Below are 20,531 nucleotides of genomic sequence, written 5' to 3'. Positions count from 1 at the left end.
TCCCGCGAAGGAGCCAGCGAATGCCCACCCGAACCGTCACGGTCGGCTCCGCCAGCGGCCTGCACGCCCGGCCCGCCGCGATCTTCGTCGCCGCCGCCGCGGCACAGCCCGTCCCGGTGACCATCCGGACCAGCGGCAAGTCCCCCGTACCCGCCCGCAGCATGCTGTCGGTGCTCTCCCTCGCCGCCAAGCACGGCACGGAGGTGATCCTCGAAGCCGACGGCGGCCCGGCCGCCGACGCGGCGCTCGACGCGTTGGCCGCACTGATCGCCCGTGACCTGGACGCCGAGGAAGGGCAGCAGGGCGATGGGTGAATCGCTGCGCGGCATCGGCGTCAGCCCCGGCCGCGCGGCCGGCCCGGCGTACCGGATGACGCCGCCGCCACCGGTGCCCGCACCCACCCCCGTGACCGATCCCGACGCTGAGGCCGACCGTGCGGCGACGGCGCTGGCCACGGTGGCCGCGGACCTGACCCGCCGCGCCGCGGCCGCCGCGCCCGGCGCCGGTGCCGAGATCCTGCGAGCGCAGGCGATGATGGCGCAGGACACCGAGTTGACCGCCGCGGTGGTCGCGCAGGTGCGTTCCGGGTGCAGCGCCCCGGTCGCCATCGACCGCGCGCTCGCCGTGCACCGGCAGGCCTTCCAGTCCGCCGGGGGCTATCTCGCCGAACGGGTCGCCGACCTGGACGACATCCGGGACCGGGCCGTCGCCGCCTGTCTGGGCCTGCCGCCACCCGGCATCCCCGACCCCGGCCATCCGTTCGTGCTGGTCGCCCGCGACCTCGCCCCGGCCGACACCGCCGGGCTCGACCCCGGGCGGGTGCTCGCTCTGGTCACCGAGGACGGCGGCCCGACCAGCCACACCGCCATCCTGGCGCGCGCCGCCGGCCTGCCGGCCGTGGTCCGCTGCCCGGGCGCGCTGGAGATCGCCGACGGGGTGCCGGTCGCCGTCGACGGCTCGACCGGCGAGGTCGCGGTGGGCGTCGACCGGCACGCCATCGCGGCGAGCCGGATCGCCGAGCAGCGTCGCCGGCGGCGGCTCGCCGCCGGGCAGGGGCCGGGCCGCACCGCCGACGGGCACCCGGTCGCGCTGTACGGCAACATCGGGTCGGCCCGGGACCTGCACGGCGACCTGGAGGGCGTCGGGCTGTTCCGCACCGAGCTGCTCTACCTGGACCGGGTTGACGCGCCCGGCCGCGACGAGCAGGCCGCGGCGTACGCGGAGGTCTTCGCGGCGCTGCCCGGGCGGCGGGTGATCGTCCGGACCCTGGATGCCGGGGCCGACAAACCCCTGCCGTTCCTCGATCACGGCGACGAGCCGAATCCCGCGCTGGGGATTCGCGGCCTGCGCCTGGCGCGGCGGCGACCGGAGGTCCTGCGCGCTCAACTGGAGGCGATTGCGCGGGCGGCCCGGTCCGCGACGGCCGACGTCTGGGTGATGGCGCCGATGGTGGCGACGGTCGCCGAGGCGGCCGGCTTCGCCGCCGCCTGTCGCGACGTCGGTCTGCCGACGGCGGGGGCGATGGTCGAGGTGCCGGCGGCGGCGCTGCGGGCGCGGGCGCTGCTCGGCGTGGTCGACTTCCTGAGCATCGGCACGAACGATCTGAGCCAGTACACCTTCGCCGCCGACCGCCAGTGTGGGCAACTCGCCGACCTGCTCGATCCGGGGCAGCCCGCGCTGCTCGAGCTGGTCGCCGCCTGCGCGGCCGCTGGCCGGGCGGCCGGCAAGCCGGTCGGGGTCTGCGGCGAGGCGGCGGCCGACCCGAGGCTCGCACCGGTTCTCGTCGGCCTCGGCGTGACCAGCCTGTCCATGGCGCCCCGGGCCGTGCCCGAGGTGCGGGAGGCGCTCGCCGCGCACACCCTCGCGGACTGCCGACGACTGGCCGCCGAGGCGTTGGCCGCGGACGACGCGGACGCGCCGTCATTGCGCACGAACAGTCCGTGACCGGCCGGGTCACCGCGGCGGCGCCAACGAACGGCTCCGGTGCGGCCGGCGCCGGCCGGTCGCGCCGCCGGTCGGACGCGCTCCGGTAACGGCACCCACCTGCCACTACTGCTTCCGTTCCGGGTGCTCTACCGTCGGGGTTGTGACTCTTGAGCAGCATTGGTGGAACGGCGACCCCACCCCCCGCGGGCGCCGGGACGTGTACATCCGCACCGACGGGCAGCGCTGGGAGGTGCAGGCGCAGATCGGTGGAGCCTCTGGCCGGTCGCAGGTGCAGGGTTGCCCGAGTCGCGCCGCCGCCGTCATCCTCGCCAGCGCCTGGCGCGGTGGCCGGTCGACCTGGCGCGAGGTGCCCTGCTGAACACGGCGGCGGCGCGCTGACGCTGCGCCCGTCCGGCGGCTGCTGTTTCGGGCCGGCGCGATTCCGGCGCGATCCCGGCGCGGCCACCGGTCAGTCCGGCAGTCGGGGCATCTCCGGCCCGGTGTCCCGGCCCAGCAGCACCGCGCGGGTGAGGGCGGCGGATCCGAACCGGTCCCGCACCGCGTCGACAGCGGCGTCGAGGTCGGCGCCCGGATCGCGCTCGAACGGCAACGGCGGCTGCACGTGCCCGCCGTCCAGGTTCGCCACCGAGACCCCGAGCAGGGTGATGCCGCGCCGGTCGATCTCCGGCAGGGCCGCGCGCAGCAGCGCCCGGGCGGCGGCGAGCAGCGGCTGGGTGTCCGCGGTCGCCTTCGGCAGGGTGTGTGAACGGGTCGCCCGGGTGTAATCGGCGAAACGCAGCCGCAGCGTCACCGTCCGGCCGGTGCGGGTGGCTCCGCGCATCCGCCGGGTCACCCGGTCGACCAGGCCGGCGAGGACGGCGTCCAACTCGGCCGGCGAGTGCGCCGGGCCGCCGAGGGCGTGCTGCGCCCCCATCGACGCGCGGCGCCGGCCCACCTGCACCGGCCGGGGGTCGCGGTTGTGTGCCAGGGCGTGCAGGTGCCGGCCGGCCCCCGCACCGAGCAGCGAGACCAGGGTCGCCTCGCCGAGCCGGGCGACCTGGCCGACGGTACGGATGCCGCGCTCGCGCAGCTTCGTCGCGGTGACCGGGCCGACGCCCCACAGCCGCTCCACCGGCAGCGGATGCAGGAAGGCAAGCTCGCCGTCGGGCGGCACGACCAGCAGGCCGTCCGGCTTGGCCACCCCGCTGGCCACCTTGGCCAGGAACTTCGTCCGGGCCACGCCCACGGTGATCGGCAGGCCAACCCGGTGGCGCACCTCGTGCCGCAGCCGGGCGGCGATGTCGGCCGGCGGCCCCGCCAGCCGGCGCAGGCCACCCACGTCGAGGAACGCCTCGTCGACCGAGAGCCCCTCGACCAGCGGGGTGGTCTGCCGGAAGATCTCGAACACCGCGCGGCTGGCCGCCGTGTACGCCGACATCCGGGGCGGCACCACGATCGCCTCCGGGCACAGCCGGCGGGCCTGCCGGCCGCCCATCGCGCTGCGTACGCCCCGGGCCTTCGCCTCGTAGCTGGCGGCGAGGACCACCCCGCCACCGACGATCACCGGCCGGCCGCGCAGGCGCGGGTCGTCCCGCTGCTCGACCGACGCGTAGAACGCGTCCAGGTCGGCGTGCAGGATGCTCGCCTCGCCCGACACGAACACATGTTCGCACGGCCGCCGCGATTCCGGCACTGACCTGCCGGAACGCACTCACCGGCCGCTCGGACACCGGGCCGAGCGTGGGCCGGGCCGGCGCGGACCTCAGGCCGAGTGCCGGCCGGGTCGGCGGGCGGCCGGACCGCCAGGACGGGCGGCGGGGGCGCATCCCGGCCGCCGCCCGGTGCCGGCTCGGAGGTCAGGCGACCCGTGGCGCCGGCACGATCGGCAGCGCGGCGCGGTGCGCCGGGCCGGCGATCTGGCCGGTCTGCTCGACCGGATCGGGGGCCGGTGCGGGCACCGCCGCCGGCGCGCGGGTGCCCTGCATGCTGGTCGGGTCGTCCGGCGGTGCGCCGGGCACAGCGGCCGCGCTGATCTGGCCGAGCAGCGACAGCAGCCGGGGTGCGTCGCCGACGGCCAGCCGGAAGGACCCCCGGCACACCGTGCCGCTCCACAGGGACAGCACCACGGCCCCCCGCTCGGGGTGGTAGCTGACTCGCATCGTCCGATCGTCGCCCCGCGTGTCGGCGAACAGGTCGCCGAACCCGGGCATCGGCAGCACCTCTCCCATGGCAACCAGAATGCAACAATCGGTGAGCCCGCGAAAGGTCAGAGATCGTCGAACGGCGCCGCGTACCGGAAGTCGCCGCGGATCGACGGTCGCCAGGCGCTCATCGGGCGGGCCATGAAGTAGCGCGGCCCCCACGGCCCGGGTGGCGTGACGCCCAGGTCCACCGCCGGCCGGAAGCCGAACCGGGGGTAGTAGTCGGGATGGCCGAGCAGCACCACCAGCGGCTCGCCGAGCGCCTCCGCCGCGCCGAGCACGGCGTGCATCAGCGCGCTGCCCACGCCGCGCCGCTGCCAGGCCGGCAGCACCCCGAGCGGCCCGAGCCCGAGCGCCACCGGCTCGCCGGCCACCCGACCGCGGGTGCACACCACGTGCCCGACGACCTGCCCGTCCGGATCCGTCGCGACCAGGGACAACGCCGGCAGCCAGCCGTCGTCGGCGCGCAGCGCGTCGACCAGGGTCGTTTCCACGGGTACGGCACCGGGCTGGTCAGCCTTGGCGAACGCGGCGGTGTGCACCGCCCGGACGGCCTCGACGTCGTCGGCGGTCTCACGTCTGATCAACATCGCGCCACCATAGGACGCGCGGCCGTGCGGACGCGACGGCGTTTCTGGGTCGGCGCAGCCGGACGGCCGGCGACCGGCGGCGGCCTCCGTCCCGCGACCGGCGCGGCGGTGCGGCTCGGGTCAGCCGACCGCGGTGGGGGAGGGCGGGGCGGAGCCACCCTGCGGCGCCTCGGCGGTCATCAGCCGGACGATCTCCGCCTGGTCGGCCGGTGCCGGCAGGCCCCACTCCGGCCGGTACCCGTACACCTCGCGCAGCGGGGTGGACGAGGTGCGTCCGTCGAGCACCTCGACGGCGTCGGTGGAGATGAGGCCGGGGTGTTCCACGCCGCACGCCTCGGCCACCTTCATCAGGTCCCGGCGCAACGTCCGGACGTAGTTCGCCGCGCGGACCGACTTCGACGCCGGGTCCAGACCCCGGGCGAGCCACGCGTTCTGGGTGGCCACCCCGGTCGGGCAGGTGTCGGTGTGGCACTTCTGCGCCTGGATGCAGCCGATCGCCAGCATCGCCTCCCGGCCGACGTTGACCAGGTCGCAGCCGAGCGCGAGGGCCACCACCGCGTTGTCCGGCAGGCCGAGCTTGCCGGCGCCGACGAAGACCACCTGCTCGTGCAGGTCCCGCTCGGCGAAGATCCGGTAGACCCGGGCGAATCCCTGCTGGAAGGGGAGCGACACCGAGTCGGTGAAGATCAGCGGGGCGGCGCCGGTGCCGCCCTCGCCGCCGTCGATGGTGACGAAGTCGACGCCCCGGCCGGTGTCGCGCATCAGCGTGGTCAGCTCCGCCCAGAAGCCCAGGTCGCCGACCGCGGACTTGATGCCGACCGGCAGCCCGGTCTCGGCGGCCAGCAACTCCACCCAGTCGAGCAGGCTGTCGCAGTCGGAGAACTCGGCGTGCCGGGACGGGCTGACGCAGTCGCGCCCCTGCGGGACGCCCCGGGTGGCGGCGATCTCCGCCGACACCTTGGCGCCGGGCAGCAGTCCGCCGAGGCTGGGCTTCGCGCCCTGGCTGAGCTTGATCTCCAGCGCCCGCACCGGCGCGCCGGCGACCAGGTCCTTGAGCCGGTCCAGGCTGAACCGACCGTGCCCGTCGCGGCAGCCGAAGTACGCGGTGCCGATCTGGAAGACCAGCTCACCGCCCTTGCGGTGGTACGGCGACAGACCACCCTCACCGGTGTTCTGCAGGCAACCGGCCAGGGCCGCGCCGCGGTTCAACGCCTCGACCGCGTTGCCGGACAGCGACCCGAAGCTCATCCCGGAGATGTTCACCACCGACCCGGGCCGGAACGCGCCGGCCCGTCCCCGCGCGCCGCCGAGCACCTTGGCGCACGGCAGCCGTACGTCGTGGCCGGCGCCCGGCGTGGACGGCGGGACCGCCCGGCCGAAGGTCCGGTGCTTGATGATGGGGTAGCCGGGGGTGAACTCGATGTCGTTGTCGGTGCCGAAGCCGAAGTAGTTGTTCTGCCCCTTCGCCGACGCGTACACCCAGCGCCGCTGGTCCCGGGTGAACGGCCGCTCCTCGTTGTTGCCGGCCACGATGTACTGGCGCAGCTCCGGGCCGATCGCCTCGAGCAGGTAGCGGGCCCGCCCGAGCACCGGGAAGTTGCGCAGCAGCGCGTGGTCGTGTTGCAGGAGGTCCCGCGCGGCCAGGGCGGCGACGGCGGCGGCGACGGCGGGTACGGCTCGACTGGCCCACTTCATGCCCGCCACTCTTTCCGCGATGGTGACCGGCCAAACTGCCCGGTGCCGGCGGGTCGGCGGGTCAGTGGCCGGTCGGGTGGCGGCGGACGGCCAGCAGGGCGATGTCGTCGGTGGGACGCTCGACCCCGAACGCGTTCATGACGGTGGCGCACACCTCCTCCGCCGGCCCCGGCCCGACCGCGCCGAGCAGCTGCTCGATCCCGACGTCGATCACTTCGCCGCGCCGTTCCACCAGCCCGTCGGTGTAGCAGACCAGCACGGCGCCGGGCGGCAGCCGGACCGTGGTCTGCTGCCGGTGCGGCAGTCGCCGGCCGGTGCCCAGCGGCGGGTCGACGTGTGCCGGCAACAGGGTGGCCGGTTCGCCGGGAGCGGCGAGCACGGGGAGCAGGTGCCCGGCCACCGAGAGGTGGAGGGTCTCCCGGTCCGGCGAGATCATCGCGTAGAGCGCGGTGGTCAGGCTGCCCGCCTCGAAGTGGGCGACCTTGCGGTCGAGGAGGGTCAACGCGTCCGCCGGTTCGTCGCAGACCAGCGCGTACGCGCGCAGCGCGCTGCGTACCCGGCCCATCACCACGGCGGACTGCAACCCGTGGCCGGACACGTCGCCGATGACCAGACCGAGCCAGCCCGACGGCAGGGTGAACACGTCGTACCAGTCGCCGCCGATGCCGGCGATGTGACCCGGCACGTACCGGGCCGCCATCTCCAGCCCCGCCACCTCGGGCAGCCGGGTGGGCAGCAGGCTGCGTTGCAGGGCGAGGGCGGCGTTGTGGTCGAGGTTGTCCGAGCGGGCCAGGCTGGCCAGGCCGGCCCGGTCGGCGACCAGTTCGAGCAGGCGTACGTCGTCGGCGGTGAAGGTGCGGGGGCGCAGCGTCCCCACGTGCAGCACGCCGATGAGCTGACCGCGGGCGAACATCGGCACGCCGAGCAGGGCGCGCAGTCCGATCTCCAGCAGGACCGGGTTGACCACGTCGCCCGGTCTGACGTCCTCGATCAGCACGGGCCGCCGGGTGAGCGCGATCTGGCCGGCGAATCCACGGCCGAGCGCGACCCGGAAACCCTGCCGGACCTCCTCCTCCAACCCCTTCGCCGCGGTCGCCACCAGCTGCCGGGCGTGCGCGTCGAGCAGCAGGATCGCGGCGGTGTCGACGTCCAGCAGGTCCCGGACCCGCTCCAGCAGTTCGTCGAAGAGGTCGGCGACATCGAGGCGGGACAGGGTCGCGTCCGTCACCGCCTCGATGCGGCGCAGCCGCTCGTCGTCCTGGATGAGCCCTGTGTCGACCACGCAAGGATCCTAGTCGTGCTGTGCTGCGGTGAGGTGTCTGACCTGCGGCGGCCGGGTCGGGCCGGGTGGCCCTAGGGCAGGGCGAGCACCGCGACGTGCCCCAGGTGGTCGGAGGCCCAGCGGCCGTCCGGCGTACGCCGTTCGGTGCCGAAGACCTCGCTGGCCACCGGCACCAACGTGCCGCGGACCAGCACCATGTCGATCCGGTGCTCGACGTCGTCGGCCGGTTCGGTCAGGTCGTCGCCGAGACCGGCGGTGTAGCCCGGGTCGCCGGGGTGCAGGATCGGCCAGGTGTCCACCAGCCCGCCGGCGACCAGCGTGAAGTAGGCCAGGCGGTTGACCGGCTCCGGCAGCTCCGGCCCGGTGTTGAGGTCGCCGACGAGGACCACCCGGCCGGGTACGTCCAGCGGCCCGGCCAGCAGCTCCTCGGCCTGCCGCACCCGGACGCCGGGGTGGAACGCCTCCAGGTGGGTGTTGACCACCCGGAACGCCCGCCGGCCGTGCACCACGTCCACCGCGGTCCAGCCCCGCGTGCTGGTCACGGAGTCGCCGGTGGCGGGCAGCGGGGTGACCATGTTGGTGACGAAGTTCCCCGACGCGGTGCCGGTGACCTTCACCCGGCCGCCGTGGCGGACCAGGATCACGTCGCGCATGGTGAGCCGGGCGTCCACCAGGTGCGGTGCCCCGGCCGGAGCCTCGAGGTCCGCCTCGTCCTGCACCACGGCCACGTCGTAGCGGTGGCCGGCCACCGCCAGTTCCGCCATCAGCAGGGCCAGGTAGTCGTAGCGGACCGTGGTGGCCGGGGCCGGGTCGCCGAGCGGCCCGGTGCGCCACAGCGCCACCTCCTGCAGGCCCACCACGTCGGGCCTGTGCTCGCGGATCTCCGCCGCGACCAGCTTCGCCCGGGCGGGGAAGTCGACCAGGTCCACGTGACCGAGCAGGGCCGCGTTCGCCGCCAGGAACGCCGGCAGGTTGGGCGCGGTCATCGACGGGGTGAGGTCGCCACCGAGGTAGAGGTTCCGGGTCATCACTGTGATCTTGGCGCCCGGCTGGGCCTGCGCGGGCGGGGCGACCAGCCCCAGGCCGGCCGCCATCAGGGCGGCGGCGGTGAACAGTCGGGTCAGTCGGTGCGGGCGCGCCCTACCGTCCATCTCCCCGGTCCTCTCCTCGCAGGAGATCCGCGTCGCGGAAGCCTGCCGTACGCTAGCGCCGCCAGGGCCATTCCGGATACGCCCGATCGGCCGGTTTCCAGACCGGACGGTGCGCACGGCGGTTGGTGCCCGCTGCCGCCCCGCTGCCCGCGGCGTCGGCGCGGCGGGTGGTCAGCGCTGGGCCTGGCCGATGTTCACCAGCCACCCGATGCCGAACCGGTCGATGCACATGCCGAACTCGTCGCCCCACATCTGCTTCTCCAGCGGGACGGTCACCGTGGCGCCGACGGTGAGCTTGTCCCAGTAGCCGCGCAGCTCGTTGCCGTCGTCGCCACTGACGCTCACCGAGACGTTGTTGCCGGGGACGTGCTGCATGCCCGGGGCGGTGTCGGAGGCCATCAGGGTGTAGCCGGACGGCGTTTCCAGCATGCCGTGCATGACCTTGTCGGCCAGCGTCGGGTCGTCGGTGCCGAACTCCCCGAAGGTGCTCAACGTCAGGTCGCCGCCGAACACCTGCCGGTAGAACTCCATCGCCTCCCGGGCGTTGCCGTCGAAACTGAGGTACGGGTTGAGTCGCGACGTCATGGCGCCCTCCTTGGTCCTGACCAGGGGCCATCGTCGCAGAGCAGGGGTGCCTGAGCACGCGAATCGCCGGGCGGTCGCCTGGGCGGGCCGTGGCGGAGGTGGCCAGCTCACCACCCCCACCACGGCGCGGATCGTCAGCGGTGCCGGAAGGACTGCCGGACCACCCCGCCGACCAGGACGCACCAGGTGCTGGTGGTGACCTTGCCGTTGCGCGGCAGGCCGTGCAGGGCCTGGAGGTCCTGGACCGCCTTCTTCGTGGCGTAGTCGTACTCGCCGGTGACGGCGACCTCGGTCCACCCCTTGAAGTTCAGCATGAACTGCACAGCGCTGACCGGGATGCCGCTGGCGTCCTTGTCCAGCTCCGGCACCAGGGTCTCCCAGGTCGGGGTGGTGAGGGTGGCGTCCACGTCGACCGGGATGCCGTTGCGGGACTGCCAGTCCTGCACGGCCGCCACGGTCGCCGCGTCGAAGACGCTGTTCACCGGCACGGTGTAGCCGCGGTGGGCGAGCAGGTACTGCACCACGCGGACCGACGGCGAGCCGACGAACCGCCACAGGTCGGGCCAGCGACGCGCCGGTACGTCCGCGAGGTCGGTGCCGAGCTCGCGGAACACCCGCCGGCGCAGCATCGGGAACTGCCGGTAGAACGCGGCGCCCGGGCACTGCGTGGTGCGGAAGTCCCAGTGGCCGAAGATGTCGTGGGCGGAGAGGCCGTACTGCTGGCAGATCGTGGTGCAGAGCTTGACCAGCGAGTCCAGCAGGGCCTCCGGCGGCGTCTCGGTGACGTAGGTGCCCTCGTTCTCGATGCCGATGGCCCGGCCGTTCTCGCCGGGGCAGTGCGCCGAGATTATCTGCCGGTCGCCGGCCTGGAGGCGCTCCAGGCTGCCGCGCCGGCCCTCCAGCACGTAGCCGCCGCGGCTGATGGTGAAGTGCTGGCCGGTGTCGGACCAGCCGTTGCCGTCCATGTGCAGGTCCTGGCAGTCGCGGGCGAGCTTGATCGCCTGCGCCTCCGAGTAGTCGGTGACGTTCGGGAACGCCATGTGGTGCACGATGATCTTGTTGGTGGGGATGGCGCTGACCGACAGCGGGTCGGCGGGCGGGCGCGCTCCCCACTCGTCGCAGCTGTAGATCCAGTCCAGGTCCGCGCCCGGGTCCGCCTGCGCGGCCGCCGGGAAGGCGAGTTCGCTCCCGACGACCGCCACCGTGGCGGCGCCGAGGCCGGCCCGCAGCAGGGTACGGCGGTCCAGTTCGGAATGGTCGACGTGCATGGCAGCTCCTCTGCGGCCGACGACGGGGGATGGGTGGAGCGGTGAAAAGTAGCTCCAGTAGCCGGGCGTGCAGTGGAGGATATTGCCATAACTCCGGCCGGCGCTAGAGGCCGAGCCACTGCAAGCGCGGGTCGTCCCCGTCCGGGCTGGACCGTCCACCCGGGTCCCGGCCCCGGTCGACCGGCGCGGGGCGTCCCTCAGGGGGTGCGGGTGATCTGGTCGATGCGGCGCAGCCGGCCGTCCGGTGCGAGTTCGCCGAACATGTAGATCTCGGTGACGATCGACGCGCCGCGCAGCGCCGAGTCCATCGTGTACCGCACCGCCACCCGGTCGCCGCTGGTGAGCGTGTCGTGGATGTCGAGGTCGCACCGCGTCGCCTTGCGGCGTACGGGTCGGGCGTGCGCGATCAGCCGCTCCCGATCCAGCCGGATTCCGTCGTTGTGCCAGACCACGTCCGGCGTGTGGTAGCGGTCCAGCACGACGGCGGGATCCTCGTCGCCGAACGCCATCTCCGCCACGTAGGCGCGCAGGTAGCCGGCGATGTCGTCGCGCGGAACCGGGTGGGTCATGGCATCCTCCGATGTCTAGCCTTGACGAGCGTGTCAAGAATAAGTGTCGACGGTAACCTTGACAACCATGTCCGAGCTGACGTCACCGCACCGGCGCCGGCGGGTACGCGCCGAGGCCCGGCGCAACGCGGCCGCGATCCTCGACGCCGCCGTCCGGTTGCTCGGCGACCGGCCGAACGCCACCGTGGACGACGTGGCGGCGGCCGCGGGGCTCTCCCGGCAGACCGTCTACGCGCACTTCCCGTCCCGGGACGCGCTGCTCACGGCGGTGGTCGGGCGGATCACCGAGGAGGCGATGGCCGCCATCGACGCCGCCGCCATCGACGAGGGGCCGGCCCCGGACGCGCTGCTGCGGCTGCTCGATGCCGGCTGGCGGACGGCCCTGCGCTACCCGGTGCTGGACAGCGCACCGGCCGGCGACGGCGACGACGAGCTGCACCGACCGGTCGTCGACCGGCTGCTGCGCCTGATCGCCCGCGGTCAGGCCGCCGGCGAGTTCGATCCGGCGCTGCCGCCCGCCTGGCTGGTCGCCACCACCATCGCCCTGGGCCACGCCGCCGGCGCCGAGGTCGCCGCCGGGCGGCTGGCCGCCGACCAGGCCGCCGCCGCGCTGCGCACCAGCATCCTGCGGGTGTACGGCGCCGCCCGGCCCTGACCGCTCACTCCTCGATCGCCCCACCCACCCGGCGCAGGTGCTGGCGGAAGGTGTAGCCGGGCTCCGCCGCGCGCCGGGCCAGGTAGTCGTCGAACGCGGTCTGCTGGCGCAACGTCTCACCGGCGCGGATCCGGGCCGCCTGGGTCCGCTCGGTACGCCGGATCCGCGCGGCCGCCGCCAGCACGTCCTCGGCCCGGGCGGCGGGCACGAAGAGCACGCCGTCGTCGTCGGCGCAGACCAGGTCGTCGGCGGTGACCAGGTGCGCGCCGACCCGCGCGCTGACCAGCGTCTGCACCTCCCGATCGTCCAGCCGGGTCGGCCCGAGCGGGCAACTGCCGTAGCTGAACACCGGCAGGCCGATCTCCACCAGCTCGGCGGTGTCGCGGTGCAGTCCCCACACCACCAGCCCGGCCACCCCGGCCGCGGCGGCCTCCAGCACCGCCAGGTCGCCCACGCACGCCTCGTCCGTCCGCCCGCCGTTGTCGATCACCAGCACGTCCCCGGGCGCCGCCGCGCCGTACGCCTCCAGGAACACGTCCACGCTGCCGTGGTGCCGCACCGGCAGCACCCGGCCGGTCACCCGCTGGCCGGGCACGACCGGCCGGACGCCCGCGGGTGCCACCCGCAGCGGCACGTCCAGTCGTACGCAGGCGTCGGCCAGCAGCGGCGTGGGCAGGTCGGCGAGGTGCTCCACCATGGCGTCCTCCGAGGCGGCTGTGGATCGTGGGTCGCCATCGTAGGGAGGCCGACCGGCGCGGCAGCCAGGTCCAATCCGGATCGGCTGGCCCGCGTACGCCGGAAAATCGGTCTCCGTCGGGGACCGAGATCATCTATCCTTGCCCGGGTCGACGCGGGAGGTGGGCATTGAAGCTCGGTGAGGCGCTGGCGGATCGGGCCGACGCGGTCCGGCGGGTGGAACAGCTCCGCGCCCGGATCGTCGGCAGCGCCCGGTACCAGGAGGGCGAGGCGCCGCCGGAGGACGCCAACGCCCTGCTCGGCGAGCTGGCCGAGACGCTCGACCAGCTGGAGTCGCTGATCCGCCGGATCAACCGGACCAACGCCTCGGTGCCGGCCGGCGACCACGGCACGCTCACCGACGTGCTCGCCCGCCGGGACGTACTGCGGCTGCGGCACTCGGTGCTCACCGCGGCCGCCGACGCGGCCGCCGGTGGGCGGCACGCGGTCCGGCAGCTGCGCTCGGAGCTGAAGATGCTCACCGCGCTCCCGGTGGCCGAGCTGCGCGGCCAGGCCGACGCGCTGGCCCGCGAGCTACGCGAGCTGGACGTGCTGATCCAGCGCACCAACTGGGAGGCGGACCTGCTGGACTAGCCAGGTGTGGAGCAGGTAGCCGTCGTGGGGGCGTGCACAGCACAAAGCCGGCTGCGAACCGGCCTCCTTTCTCTGGCGCGCGACGGGCAGCGCGGAGGTTCGACTCCTCGACTCACAGAGCCGCCCAGCACAGAGGACAGGTGACAGCGCACCGCGCACAGCACACCACCACGTGCAGATCCACGACGGCGAGGGCGGGCTCGGGGAACTCCACACCCAGCCGGAGAATGACGCTGACCGGCTCGGGCGGCGATCGTTCATCATCGCGGCCGGCTCGGTGACCGGCAGCGGCCCCACAACGGGGAACGGATCACCGCTTGCGAACGCCGTCAGGCAAGGGTCGGATCGCCTGCCCGGGCGGCCCGCTCGATCTCCGCGCGCCGGGCTGCCCAGAAGGCCGCGTCGCGCTGCCCGTCGGCGTACCGGGCTGCGAACCCCGTCGACCCGTCGAGTTGTTCGCGCAGGATGTCGGCATGCCCGGCGTGGCGGTTCGTCTCGGTGAGCACGTGCACCAGGATGTTGAACAGCATGACCTGTGGACGCGGCCACCAGGGCACGTAGCCGGGCGAGTCGATGGCCAGGGCGAGGATCGTCGCGTCCGAGTGCTCCCACACGCGGTGGTAGCGGTCGACGATCTCCTCGCGCGTTTCGTGCTCGCTGGCCCACATCTCGGTCTCGCCCGCCTCGGCGTCGTCCCAGCGGGCCAGTGGCTCGGGGAACGGCCGCTCGAAGACCTCGCCGAAGTACCTGGCCTCGCAGACCGACAGGTGCTTGACCAGACCGAGCAGATTGGTGCCGGTCGCGGTCAGGGGGCGGCGGATGTCGTACTCGCCGAGCCCGTCGAGCTTCCAGACGACCACCTCACGAACATGCCGTAGATCGTCGTGCAGGTACGTCTTCGCGAAGTCATCGATCATGAGGAAGGACCCTGCCACGTGCTCCCGACACCCTCAACCCGCGCCCACCACAACCGCCAGGCGTGGCCGACGTCGTCGCTCAGCTTTCACTGTCGACCCGGCCGGCTGCATCCACCAGTTCACGCAGGTGCCCGAGTGCTGCTGGCTTCTGGTCCGTGTCGGGTAGTTCCCGCTCAGCCGCAGCTAGCAACTCCTGCCGCAACCGGCTGAGGATCTCGGCCCGGTACCGCGCCGGTACGTCGTCGAGCCAGAACGATCCGAGGTTGTTGTCGACGATCTCCCGCAAGTGGTCGACCACGTCCCGGTGCGGCACGCGCCGCATCAGGAACTCCAAGGTCCAGTCGAACAGCCCTCCCGTCGATGTCCAATCGACGCCCGGCTTGAGCACGATGAGAGCGGCCATCACTTCCCCACAACGAATACGCGCGGACCGAGTTGCCGATCCGCGATGAATTGCTCGATTTTCGCGATCTGCCCCGCAGAGAAACGAGACACGTCAACCGGCACCAGCTCAGCTTTGTCGAGGTGTCGCTCGATCTGGTACTGGAGTTGCGGCCACTGCCGGTCGAAGAACTGTGCCGGGAAGTTGCCGACAGCATCATAGGTGCGGCCCGTCTCGTCCACCCAGTCCGCCGACGAGCCGGCTGGAGCTCGGCGCAACCGGACACCCAGCTCCTGCTCGATGCGGACCGCTGTCTCCGCCTCGCCTGGCCGGAAACGGCCGGTCGCCGGGTCCATGCCGAGTTCACGAACCCGTGACTCCTCCACGGGAGACGGCGGATCGGGCTTGCTCGCTGGCGGTCCCGTCGCAGACCCACCCGGCTGCCCGCCCGTTCGCAGCCTGGCCAGGTGGCGCTTGAGGAGGTCGATCAGTTCGGTGAGGCGGCGCGCCTCGGGGATCAGCCGCCGGAGGCTGGCCAGCAGCCCGCGCAGCCACCGGGCGATCTTCGCCGCGAACGCGGCAACCGTCGTGACGACCTGTTCCACCACCAGGGGAGTGGCCAGGCCGAAGCTGAGCGCCTCCTCGGCCGCGTACACGATGAGACGGGAGACGCAGAGCGCGATGGCGTCGCGGACCATGAGCCGGACGGCGGCGATCAGGCAGCCGGCGCCCTCGGTGAGCGCGGCCATCGTGTCGGCGGCCCGGCCCAGGCCGACGAGCGCGCCCTGCTGCTCGGCCGCCCACGACCGGTACGCGGTGGCGGCCGCACCGCTCCACTCGACGAGGTCCAGCCGAGCCGCCCGGGCGAGCGCCTCCGCCTCGGTACGCAGAGCGCCGGCGACGTTGCGCCAGGTCTGCGCGTGGGCGGCGATCTGCGCCGGATCGCCGGCCAGCCAGTCCAGTGCCTCGGTCAACGGCCGGACGTGCTCGATGATCCAGGCGATGCCGTACTGGAGCAGGGAGCCGACCGGATCGGAGACGAGGGCCAGCGCGTCGAGACCGGCGCCGACCACGCCGAGACTGCCGTCGATCCAGCTGCCGTCGCGGATGCCCCGGCCGATCAGCTCGATGTCCTCGGCGATCCACACCCCGGTCCAGGGGCTGGTGGTGTCGGCGGGGGCGGCGACGAGCGGGTTGCCGCTCACCGCCGCCCGCGCAGCCCGTCCAGGGCGGCCTGCGCGCCGGCGTCGGCGCCCCGGTAGCGGCCGGCGGCGGTGCGGAGCCGTCCGGCGGTGTCCCGCACCGAGCCGGCGGCGCCGTCGAGGCCGTCGACCAGCACCCGTTGCACCTGGTCGACCAGGACCGGCACCAGCGCGCAGAGCTGACCGTACGCGTCGCCGCCGAACCGCACGGACCGCCCGGCCGCGGTGGCGAGGTGCAGCGCGTCGGCGACGGCGTCGAGGTGACCGGCGTGCGCGTCGAGATCCTCCGGGCGGACCCGGACGCCGTCAGCGGGCGGCACCGGCGCCGCCCTCGTCGGGGCGGCGCAGCCGGCGGGCGTACGACTCGACGACCGCCCGCGCGGCCGGGTCGTCCGCGCCGAGCGCCGCCTCGGTCGCGGCCACCGCCCGGCGGACCAGTTCCGCCTGCGCGGCCCGCGTGGTGGCCAGCACCTGGTCGGCGGTACGGGCCGCGGGCTGCTTGCGTACCCGCTCGTCCAGCCGCAGGTCGACCAGGGCCCCGGCGGCGTCGACGGTCGCCTCGACCGCTCCGTCAGGGCTGCGGGCCGTCGCGGTGAGCGCCGCCAGTTCGCGGGTCAGCGCGGTGGTCCGCGTCGCCCGCTCGGCGATCGTGGCCTCCCAGTCGTCGACCCGTCGTCGTGCGGCGCCCAGCGCCGCCTCATCCGTCCACACCTCGGAGCCTCCCCGTCCCGCCGGTGCGAGCCCCGGTCACGTTACCAACCGAAGTCGATCCGTGCCGCCCCGTGACGGTTGGCAGGCGTGGCCGGCGATCCAGCGGGTATCCGGCGTCCCGGGCGGCGGCCGTGGCCGCCCGGATCGGGGGTGCCGTGGAAGCCACGGTGGTCGGCGTGGTGATCGTCCTCGCGCTGCTGGCGCTGCTCGGGGCGCTCAGCGTCCGGCTGGTGCAGCAGTACCAGCGCGGCATCGTCTTCCGGTTCGGCCGGGTGCTCGACCGCGTCCGACAGCCGGGCCTGCAGTTCATCGTCCCGGTCGCCGACCGGATGGTGCGGGTGAGCATGCAGACCGTGGTGATGGGCGTGCCGCCGCAGGGCGCCATCACCCGGGACAACGTGACGCTGACCGTCGACGCGGTCGTCTACTACCGCGTGGTCGATCCGGTGAAAGCGCTGGTCAACGTGCACGACTATCCCTCGGCGGTGCTTCAGGTGGCGCAGACCGCGCTCCGCTCGGTGATCGGCAAGGCCGACCTGGACACCGTGCTCGGCGACCGGGAACGGGTCAACGCCGAGCTGAAGGCGGTCATCGACGCGCCGACCGAGAAGCCGTGGGGCCTGCTGATCGAGCGGGTCGAGGTCAAGGACGTGGCGCTGCCCGAGGGGATGAAGCGGTCGATGTCCCGCCAGGCCGAGGCGGAGCGGGAACGCCGGGCCCGGGTGATCGCCGCCGACGGCGAGTACCAGGCGTCCCGCCGGCTCGCCGACGCCTCCCGGGCGATGGCGGCCACGCCCGGGGCGTACCAGCTGCGCCTGCTGCAGACCGTGGTGGACGTGGCGGCGGAGAAGAACAGCACCCTGGTGATGCCGTTCCCGGTCGAGCTGCTGCGCTTCTTCGACCAGTTCAGCCGTACCACGCCGGAGCAGAGTGCGGCGGGCGGGCCGGATCTCGGGCCGGTCACCGGGACGGTCGCGGCGGCCGCCGAGCCCGACGGCGGCTCCCCGGGCGGCTGACCCGAGCGGCTACCCGCCGAGTGCCGGGACCGCCGACTCCGCCGCCGGCTCGCCCGGCTGTTCCGGTACGGCGGCCGGCGCCGGGCGGGGCAGCGTGAACCGGAACCGCGCCCCGCCGGTGTACGTCTCGTCCAGGCTCAGGGTGCCGCCGTGGTACTCCACGATCTTCTTGCACATCGCCAGGCCGATGCCGGTGCCCGGGTACGAGCCGCGGGGGTGCAGCCGCTGGAAGATCACGAAGATCTTCTCGGCGTACCGGGGGTCGATGCCGATGCCGTTGTCCTCGACCGTGAACGACCAACCGTCGGCCGTGTCGGCCACCGTCACCCGCACCTGGGGGTCCCGCTCCGGGCTGCGGAACTTGACAGCGTTGCCGAGCAGGTTCTGCCACAGCATGGTCAGCAGCGTCGGGTCGCCCTGCACGGTCGGCAGCGGATCGCGGGTGATCTCCGCGCCGGCCTCCTCGACCGCGCCGGAGAGGTTCGCCGCCGCCTGTTCGAACGCCTCGGCCAGGTCAACCTCGCGCAGGTCGCCGTAGACCCGGCCGATCCGGGAGAACGCCAGCAGGTCGTTGATCAGCTCCTGCATCCGGGTCGCCCCGTCGACCGCGAAGCCGATGTACTGCCGGGCCCGGTCGTCGAGCTGGTCGCCGTAGCGGCGTTGCAGCATCTGGCAGAACGAGGCCACCTTGCGCAGCGGCTCCTGCAGGTCGTGCGAGGCGACGTAGGCGAACTGCTCCAGATCCTCGTTGGACCGGCGCAGCTCGGCGGCCTGCTGTTCGAGGGCGTCCCGGTCGTGCTGGCCGCGCTCCAGCGCGTCCACCATCCGCTGCCGCATCGTCTCCACGTCGTCGGCGAGCCGGGCGATGTCGGCCGGCCCCTGCGGGCGCAGCCGGTGGCGGAAGTTTCCGCCGGCCACCTGCCGCACCGACTCGCCGAGCCGCTCCAGCGGGCGGAGCACCGTCAGCCGCACCAGCACGGAGCTGACCACGCTGGTCAGCAGCAGCGCGGCGAGGATCGCCACGAAGGTGAGGTCCCGCAGCCGGCGGGCCCGGTCGAGGTCCGCCCGGCTGGCATCCCGGATCTGGTCCAGCCGCGCCACCAGCCCGCTGAACTCCGCCCGGAGCGCCTCGAAGGTGTCCAGGCCGCGGGTCGCCACCGCCGCCAGCTCCGCCGGGTCGGTGCCGGCCTGCCGGCCCCGGATCAGCGGCTCGGCCACGTCGTTGTGCCACCGGCCGGCGAGCGCCTCGGCGTGTTCCAGGTCGCGCAGCGCCGCCGGCTCGTCGGCCAGCAGGTCACGCAGCCGGGCCATCGTGACCGGTTCGGCCTCGAGGTTCTGCCGGTACGTGGCGAGGTACCGGTCCTCGCCGCTGAGGGCGTACGCGAACACGGCCGCACGCTGGCTCACCAGCTCGTTGTCGAGCTCCCCGACGGCCGTCCGGGCCGGGGCGATCCGGTCGGCCAACCGGTCGGAGACGGCAGCGGTGTGCGTGAGGGCGGCGGCGCCCAGGCCACCACCGACCACGACGAGGGCGGCCATGGTCAGCAACATGACACTGAGCCACCACCGGGTCGTCCTCCGCCGGCTGTCCGTCGCCGGAACCGTTCCGCTGTCGCTCACGGCCTGCACATTAACCGAGCCGGCTCGGCCCGGCGCGGTGGGCGGACGGCCAACGCGCCGGCTTGCCGGGAGCTGCTACCTGTATCGACGTGTGTCCGCGATCGACCATGCCAGCACCCGGCCGTGACGCCGTCGCCCGGCCGCCCCGCGGTGACCGTCGGGCGGGCGGGTCCGGCCCGGCCCGGCCGGCCGCGCGCCGGCCGACGTCCGGGGCGGCGGAAGCACCCGTTGCGCCGATGGCCCGACCCGGAGCGGCGGCCACAATGACCAGCGTGGCGCCCGTGACGACCCGCCGAGCGGGGAGGTGATCGCGTGACCGGCTGGCAGGTGTCCGGCTACACGCCGGTGCGACAGCTCGGCGCGGGCGCGTCGGGCCGGGTGGACCTGGCCGTGCACGACGCGACCGGCACCCCGGTGGCGATCAAGTACCTCACCGGTGGTGTCGGCGGCGACCCGTCGTTCCGGACCGCCTTCCGCGACGAGGCCCGGCTGCTCGGCGAGATCGACGACCCGCACGTCTCGCGCCTCTACGAGTACGTCGAGTCGCCCGACGGCGCGGCGATCGTGATGGAGCTGGTCAACGGTGTGTCGCTGCGGCAGATGCTGCGCGCGCACGGCCCGACCGGGCCGGAGTCGGCGCTCTGCGTCCTCAAGGGATCGCTGGCCGGGCTCGGGGCGGCGCACGCCCGCGGCGTGGTACACCGCGACTACAAGCCGGAGAACGTGCTGGTGACCGCCGAGGGCGCCAGCAAGCTGGCCGACTTCGGCATCGCGATGCCGGTCGGCGCCGGTTCGGGCGGCTCGGTCACCGGCACGCCCCGCTACATGGCCCCCGAGCAGTGGACCGGCGCCCCGGCCAGCCCGGCCTGCGACATCTACGCGGCGACCGCGACCTTCTACGAGTGCCTCACCGGGCGTCCACCGTACGACGGGCGGGACCTGCTCACCCTGCGCCAGCAGCACGCCACCGCGCCGATCCCCACCGACCCGGCCCCCGCGCCGGTGCACGACCTGCTGCGGCACGGCATGGCCAAGCAGCCGGCCGACCGGCCGCAGCCCGCCCAGGCGTTCCTCACCCTGCTCGAGGAGGTCGCGGGCCGGGCGTACGGCGCGGACTGGGAGGAACGCGGGCTGCGGGAGCTGGCCCGCCGGGCGGCGCTGCTGGCCGCCCTCTTCTCCTTCCCGGACGGCACCGGCGGCGCCACCAGCCTGGCCAGCACCGCCCTCGGCGCGAGCACCGGACGGTGGACGTGGCTGCGCCCCGGCCGGGCCCGTAGGTCGCTGGTCGGCGCCGGGGTGGTGGCCACCCTGCTGGTCGGCGGTGCCGGGCTCAGCTACGCCGCCCGGGACGAGCCGCTGCCCGCGGCCGGGGCGGGCACCTCGGGCTCGAGCACCGTGACCGGCGGCGCGGCGGCGACGCCCGGCGCCGGGT

Annotated in this window: 22 protein-coding genes and 1 pseudogene; 7 read left to right on the top strand and 16 right to left on the bottom strand. The window is 74.2% G+C overall.

The features are described 5' to 3' along the window. Positions 1-20 precede the first annotated feature (20 nt). From DLJ47_RS17305 to DLJ47_RS17295, 3 genes are all read left to right on the top strand, one after another. Positions 21-314 carry an HPr family phosphocarrier protein gene (locus DLJ47_RS17305; RefSeq protein WP_109901002.1) on the top strand — a complete coding sequence of 98 codons (294 nt, stop codon included), beginning with the start codon at positions 21-23 and terminating at the stop codon, positions 312-314. Beyond that, the gene (gene ptsP / locus DLJ47_RS17300) at positions 307-1,944 is read left to right on the top strand and encodes a phosphoenolpyruvate--protein phosphotransferase (RefSeq protein WP_109901001.1); all 1,638 of its coding nucleotides are present in this window, start codon (positions 307-309) and stop codon (positions 1,942-1,944) included. The genes DLJ47_RS17305 and ptsP overlap by 8 nt, the downstream gene beginning before the upstream one ends. A 142-nt stretch (positions 1,945-2,086) precedes the next feature. Beyond that, positions 2,087-2,305: a hypothetical protein gene (locus tag DLJ47_RS17295; RefSeq protein WP_088993527.1), complete on the top strand. Its 219-nt coding sequence runs from the start codon at positions 2,087-2,089 to the stop codon at positions 2,303-2,305. 90 nt (positions 2,306-2,395) lie between these two features. Here DLJ47_RS17295 and dinB read toward each other — a convergent pair whose 3' ends face one another. The 9 genes from dinB to DLJ47_RS17250 form a co-directional block, all read right to left on the bottom strand. Further along, a complete protein-coding gene (dinB, locus tag DLJ47_RS17290) occupies positions 2,396-3,583 on the bottom strand; it encodes a DNA polymerase IV (protein ID WP_088997619.1) in 1,188 nt (395 codons plus the stop codon). A gap of 199 nt (positions 3,584-3,782) precedes the next feature. Next, positions 3,783-4,154, bottom strand: a complete 372-nt coding sequence (locus tag DLJ47_RS17285) for a hypothetical protein (RefSeq protein ID WP_109901000.1) — start codon at positions 4,152-4,154, stop codon at positions 3,783-3,785. A gap of 38 nt (positions 4,155-4,192) precedes the next feature. Beyond that, a complete protein-coding gene (locus DLJ47_RS17280; protein WP_109900999.1) occupies positions 4,193-4,717 on the bottom strand; it encodes a GNAT family N-acetyltransferase in 525 nt (174 codons plus the stop codon). Positions 4,718-4,837: 120 nt separating this feature from the next. Beyond that, a complete protein-coding gene (locus tag DLJ47_RS17275; protein ID WP_109900998.1) occupies positions 4,838-6,412 on the bottom strand; it encodes an FMN-binding glutamate synthase family protein in 1,575 nt (524 codons plus the stop codon). Between the two features lie 61 nt (positions 6,413-6,473). Next, a complete protein-coding gene (locus DLJ47_RS17270) occupies positions 6,474-7,694 on the bottom strand; it encodes a PP2C family protein-serine/threonine phosphatase (protein ID WP_109900997.1) in 1,221 nt (406 codons plus the stop codon). 71 nt (positions 7,695-7,765) lie between these two features. Further along, positions 7,766-8,845: an endonuclease/exonuclease/phosphatase family protein gene (locus DLJ47_RS17265; RefSeq protein WP_109900996.1), complete on the bottom strand. Its 1,080-nt coding sequence runs from the start codon at positions 8,843-8,845 to the stop codon at positions 7,766-7,768. 171 nt (positions 8,846-9,016) lie between these two features. Next, entirely contained in the window at positions 9,017-9,430 is a 414-nt protein-coding gene (locus DLJ47_RS17260; protein WP_109900995.1) for a VOC family protein, read from the bottom strand. Between the two features lie 134 nt (positions 9,431-9,564). Further along, complete coding sequence (locus DLJ47_RS17255; protein WP_109900994.1) at positions 9,565-10,698, bottom strand: peptidoglycan recognition protein family protein; 1,134 nt, start codon at positions 10,696-10,698, stop codon at positions 9,565-9,567. Positions 10,699-10,895: 197 nt separating this feature from the next. Then, the gene (locus tag DLJ47_RS17250) at positions 10,896-11,267 is read right to left on the bottom strand and encodes a nuclear transport factor 2 family protein (protein ID WP_109900993.1); all 372 of its coding nucleotides are present in this window, start codon (positions 11,265-11,267) and stop codon (positions 10,896-10,898) included. Between the two features lie 67 nt (positions 11,268-11,334). Between DLJ47_RS17250 and DLJ47_RS17245 the strand changes: the two genes are divergently transcribed. Then, positions 11,335-11,922 carry a TetR/AcrR family transcriptional regulator gene (locus DLJ47_RS17245; RefSeq protein WP_109900992.1) on the top strand — a complete coding sequence of 196 codons (588 nt, stop codon included), beginning with the start codon at positions 11,335-11,337 and terminating at the stop codon, positions 11,920-11,922. Positions 11,923-11,926: 4 nt separating this feature from the next. Here the strand turns inward: DLJ47_RS17245 and DLJ47_RS17240 are convergent, their stop codons facing one another. Next, the gene (locus tag DLJ47_RS17240; protein ID WP_109900991.1) at positions 11,927-12,619 is read right to left on the bottom strand and encodes an RraA family protein; all 693 of its coding nucleotides are present in this window, start codon (positions 12,617-12,619) and stop codon (positions 11,927-11,929) included. 167 nt (positions 12,620-12,786) lie between these two features. On the opposite strand from DLJ47_RS17240, the gene DLJ47_RS17235 reads away from it, so the two are divergent. After that, on the top strand, positions 12,787-13,251 hold the full coding sequence (locus DLJ47_RS17235) for a DIP1984 family protein (RefSeq protein ID WP_109900990.1): 465 nt from the start codon (positions 12,787-12,789) through the stop codon (positions 13,249-13,251). Positions 13,252-13,580: 329 nt separating this feature from the next. Here DLJ47_RS17235 and DLJ47_RS17230 read toward each other — a convergent pair whose 3' ends face one another. The 5 genes from DLJ47_RS17230 to DLJ47_RS17210 form a co-directional block, all read right to left on the bottom strand. Then, positions 13,581-14,168, bottom strand: coding sequence for a DinB family protein (locus DLJ47_RS17230; RefSeq protein ID WP_109900989.1), 588 nt, complete (start codon positions 14,166-14,168; stop codon positions 13,581-13,583). 79 nt (positions 14,169-14,247) lie between these two features. Continuing rightward, positions 14,248-14,571, bottom strand: a complete 324-nt coding sequence (locus DLJ47_RS17225) for a hypothetical protein (RefSeq protein WP_109901004.1) — start codon at positions 14,569-14,571, stop codon at positions 14,248-14,250. Next, positions 14,571-15,755: a WXG100-like domain-containing protein gene (locus DLJ47_RS17220; protein WP_109900988.1), complete on the bottom strand. Its 1,185-nt coding sequence runs from the start codon at positions 15,753-15,755 to the stop codon at positions 14,571-14,573. Before DLJ47_RS17220 ends, DLJ47_RS17225 begins: the two co-directional genes overlap by 1 nt. Beyond that, the gene (locus DLJ47_RS17215) at positions 15,752-16,072 is read right to left on the bottom strand and encodes a type VII secretion target (protein WP_109900987.1); all 321 of its coding nucleotides are present in this window, start codon (positions 16,070-16,072) and stop codon (positions 15,752-15,754) included. The genes DLJ47_RS17220 and DLJ47_RS17215 overlap by 4 nt, the downstream gene beginning before the upstream one ends. After that, on the bottom strand, positions 16,059-16,463 hold the full coding sequence (locus DLJ47_RS17210) for a YbaB/EbfC family nucleoid-associated protein (RefSeq protein ID WP_109900986.1): 405 nt from the start codon (positions 16,461-16,463) through the stop codon (positions 16,059-16,061). The genes DLJ47_RS17215 and DLJ47_RS17210 overlap by 14 nt, the downstream gene beginning before the upstream one ends. Positions 16,464-16,618: 155 nt before the next feature. Between DLJ47_RS17210 and DLJ47_RS17205 the strand changes: the two are divergent. Continuing rightward, positions 16,619-17,457: pseudogene (locus DLJ47_RS17205) on the top strand (SPFH domain-containing protein); the annotation flags it as partial. Positions 17,458-17,488: 31 nt separating this feature from the next. Here the strand turns inward: DLJ47_RS17205 and DLJ47_RS17200 are convergent. Continuing rightward, positions 17,489-19,030, bottom strand: a complete 1,542-nt coding sequence (locus DLJ47_RS17200; RefSeq protein ID WP_109900985.1) for a sensor histidine kinase — start codon at positions 19,028-19,030, stop codon at positions 17,489-17,491. Between the two features lie 381 nt (positions 19,031-19,411). On the opposite strand from DLJ47_RS17200, the gene DLJ47_RS17195 reads away from it, so the two are divergent. Further along, positions 19,412-20,531, top strand: a 1,120-nt coding sequence (locus DLJ47_RS17195; RefSeq protein ID WP_109900984.1) for a serine/threonine-protein kinase, incomplete at its 3' end; no start/stop codon positions are given.

Source organism: Micromonospora sp. S4605, from assembly GCF_003176715.1.
Taxonomy (GTDB): domain Bacteria; phylum Actinomycetota; class Actinomycetes; order Mycobacteriales; family Micromonosporaceae; genus Micromonospora; species Micromonospora echinaurantiaca.
Note: the sequence above shows the minus strand (reverse complement) of the source record. Positions and strands in the feature narration are given on the sequence as shown.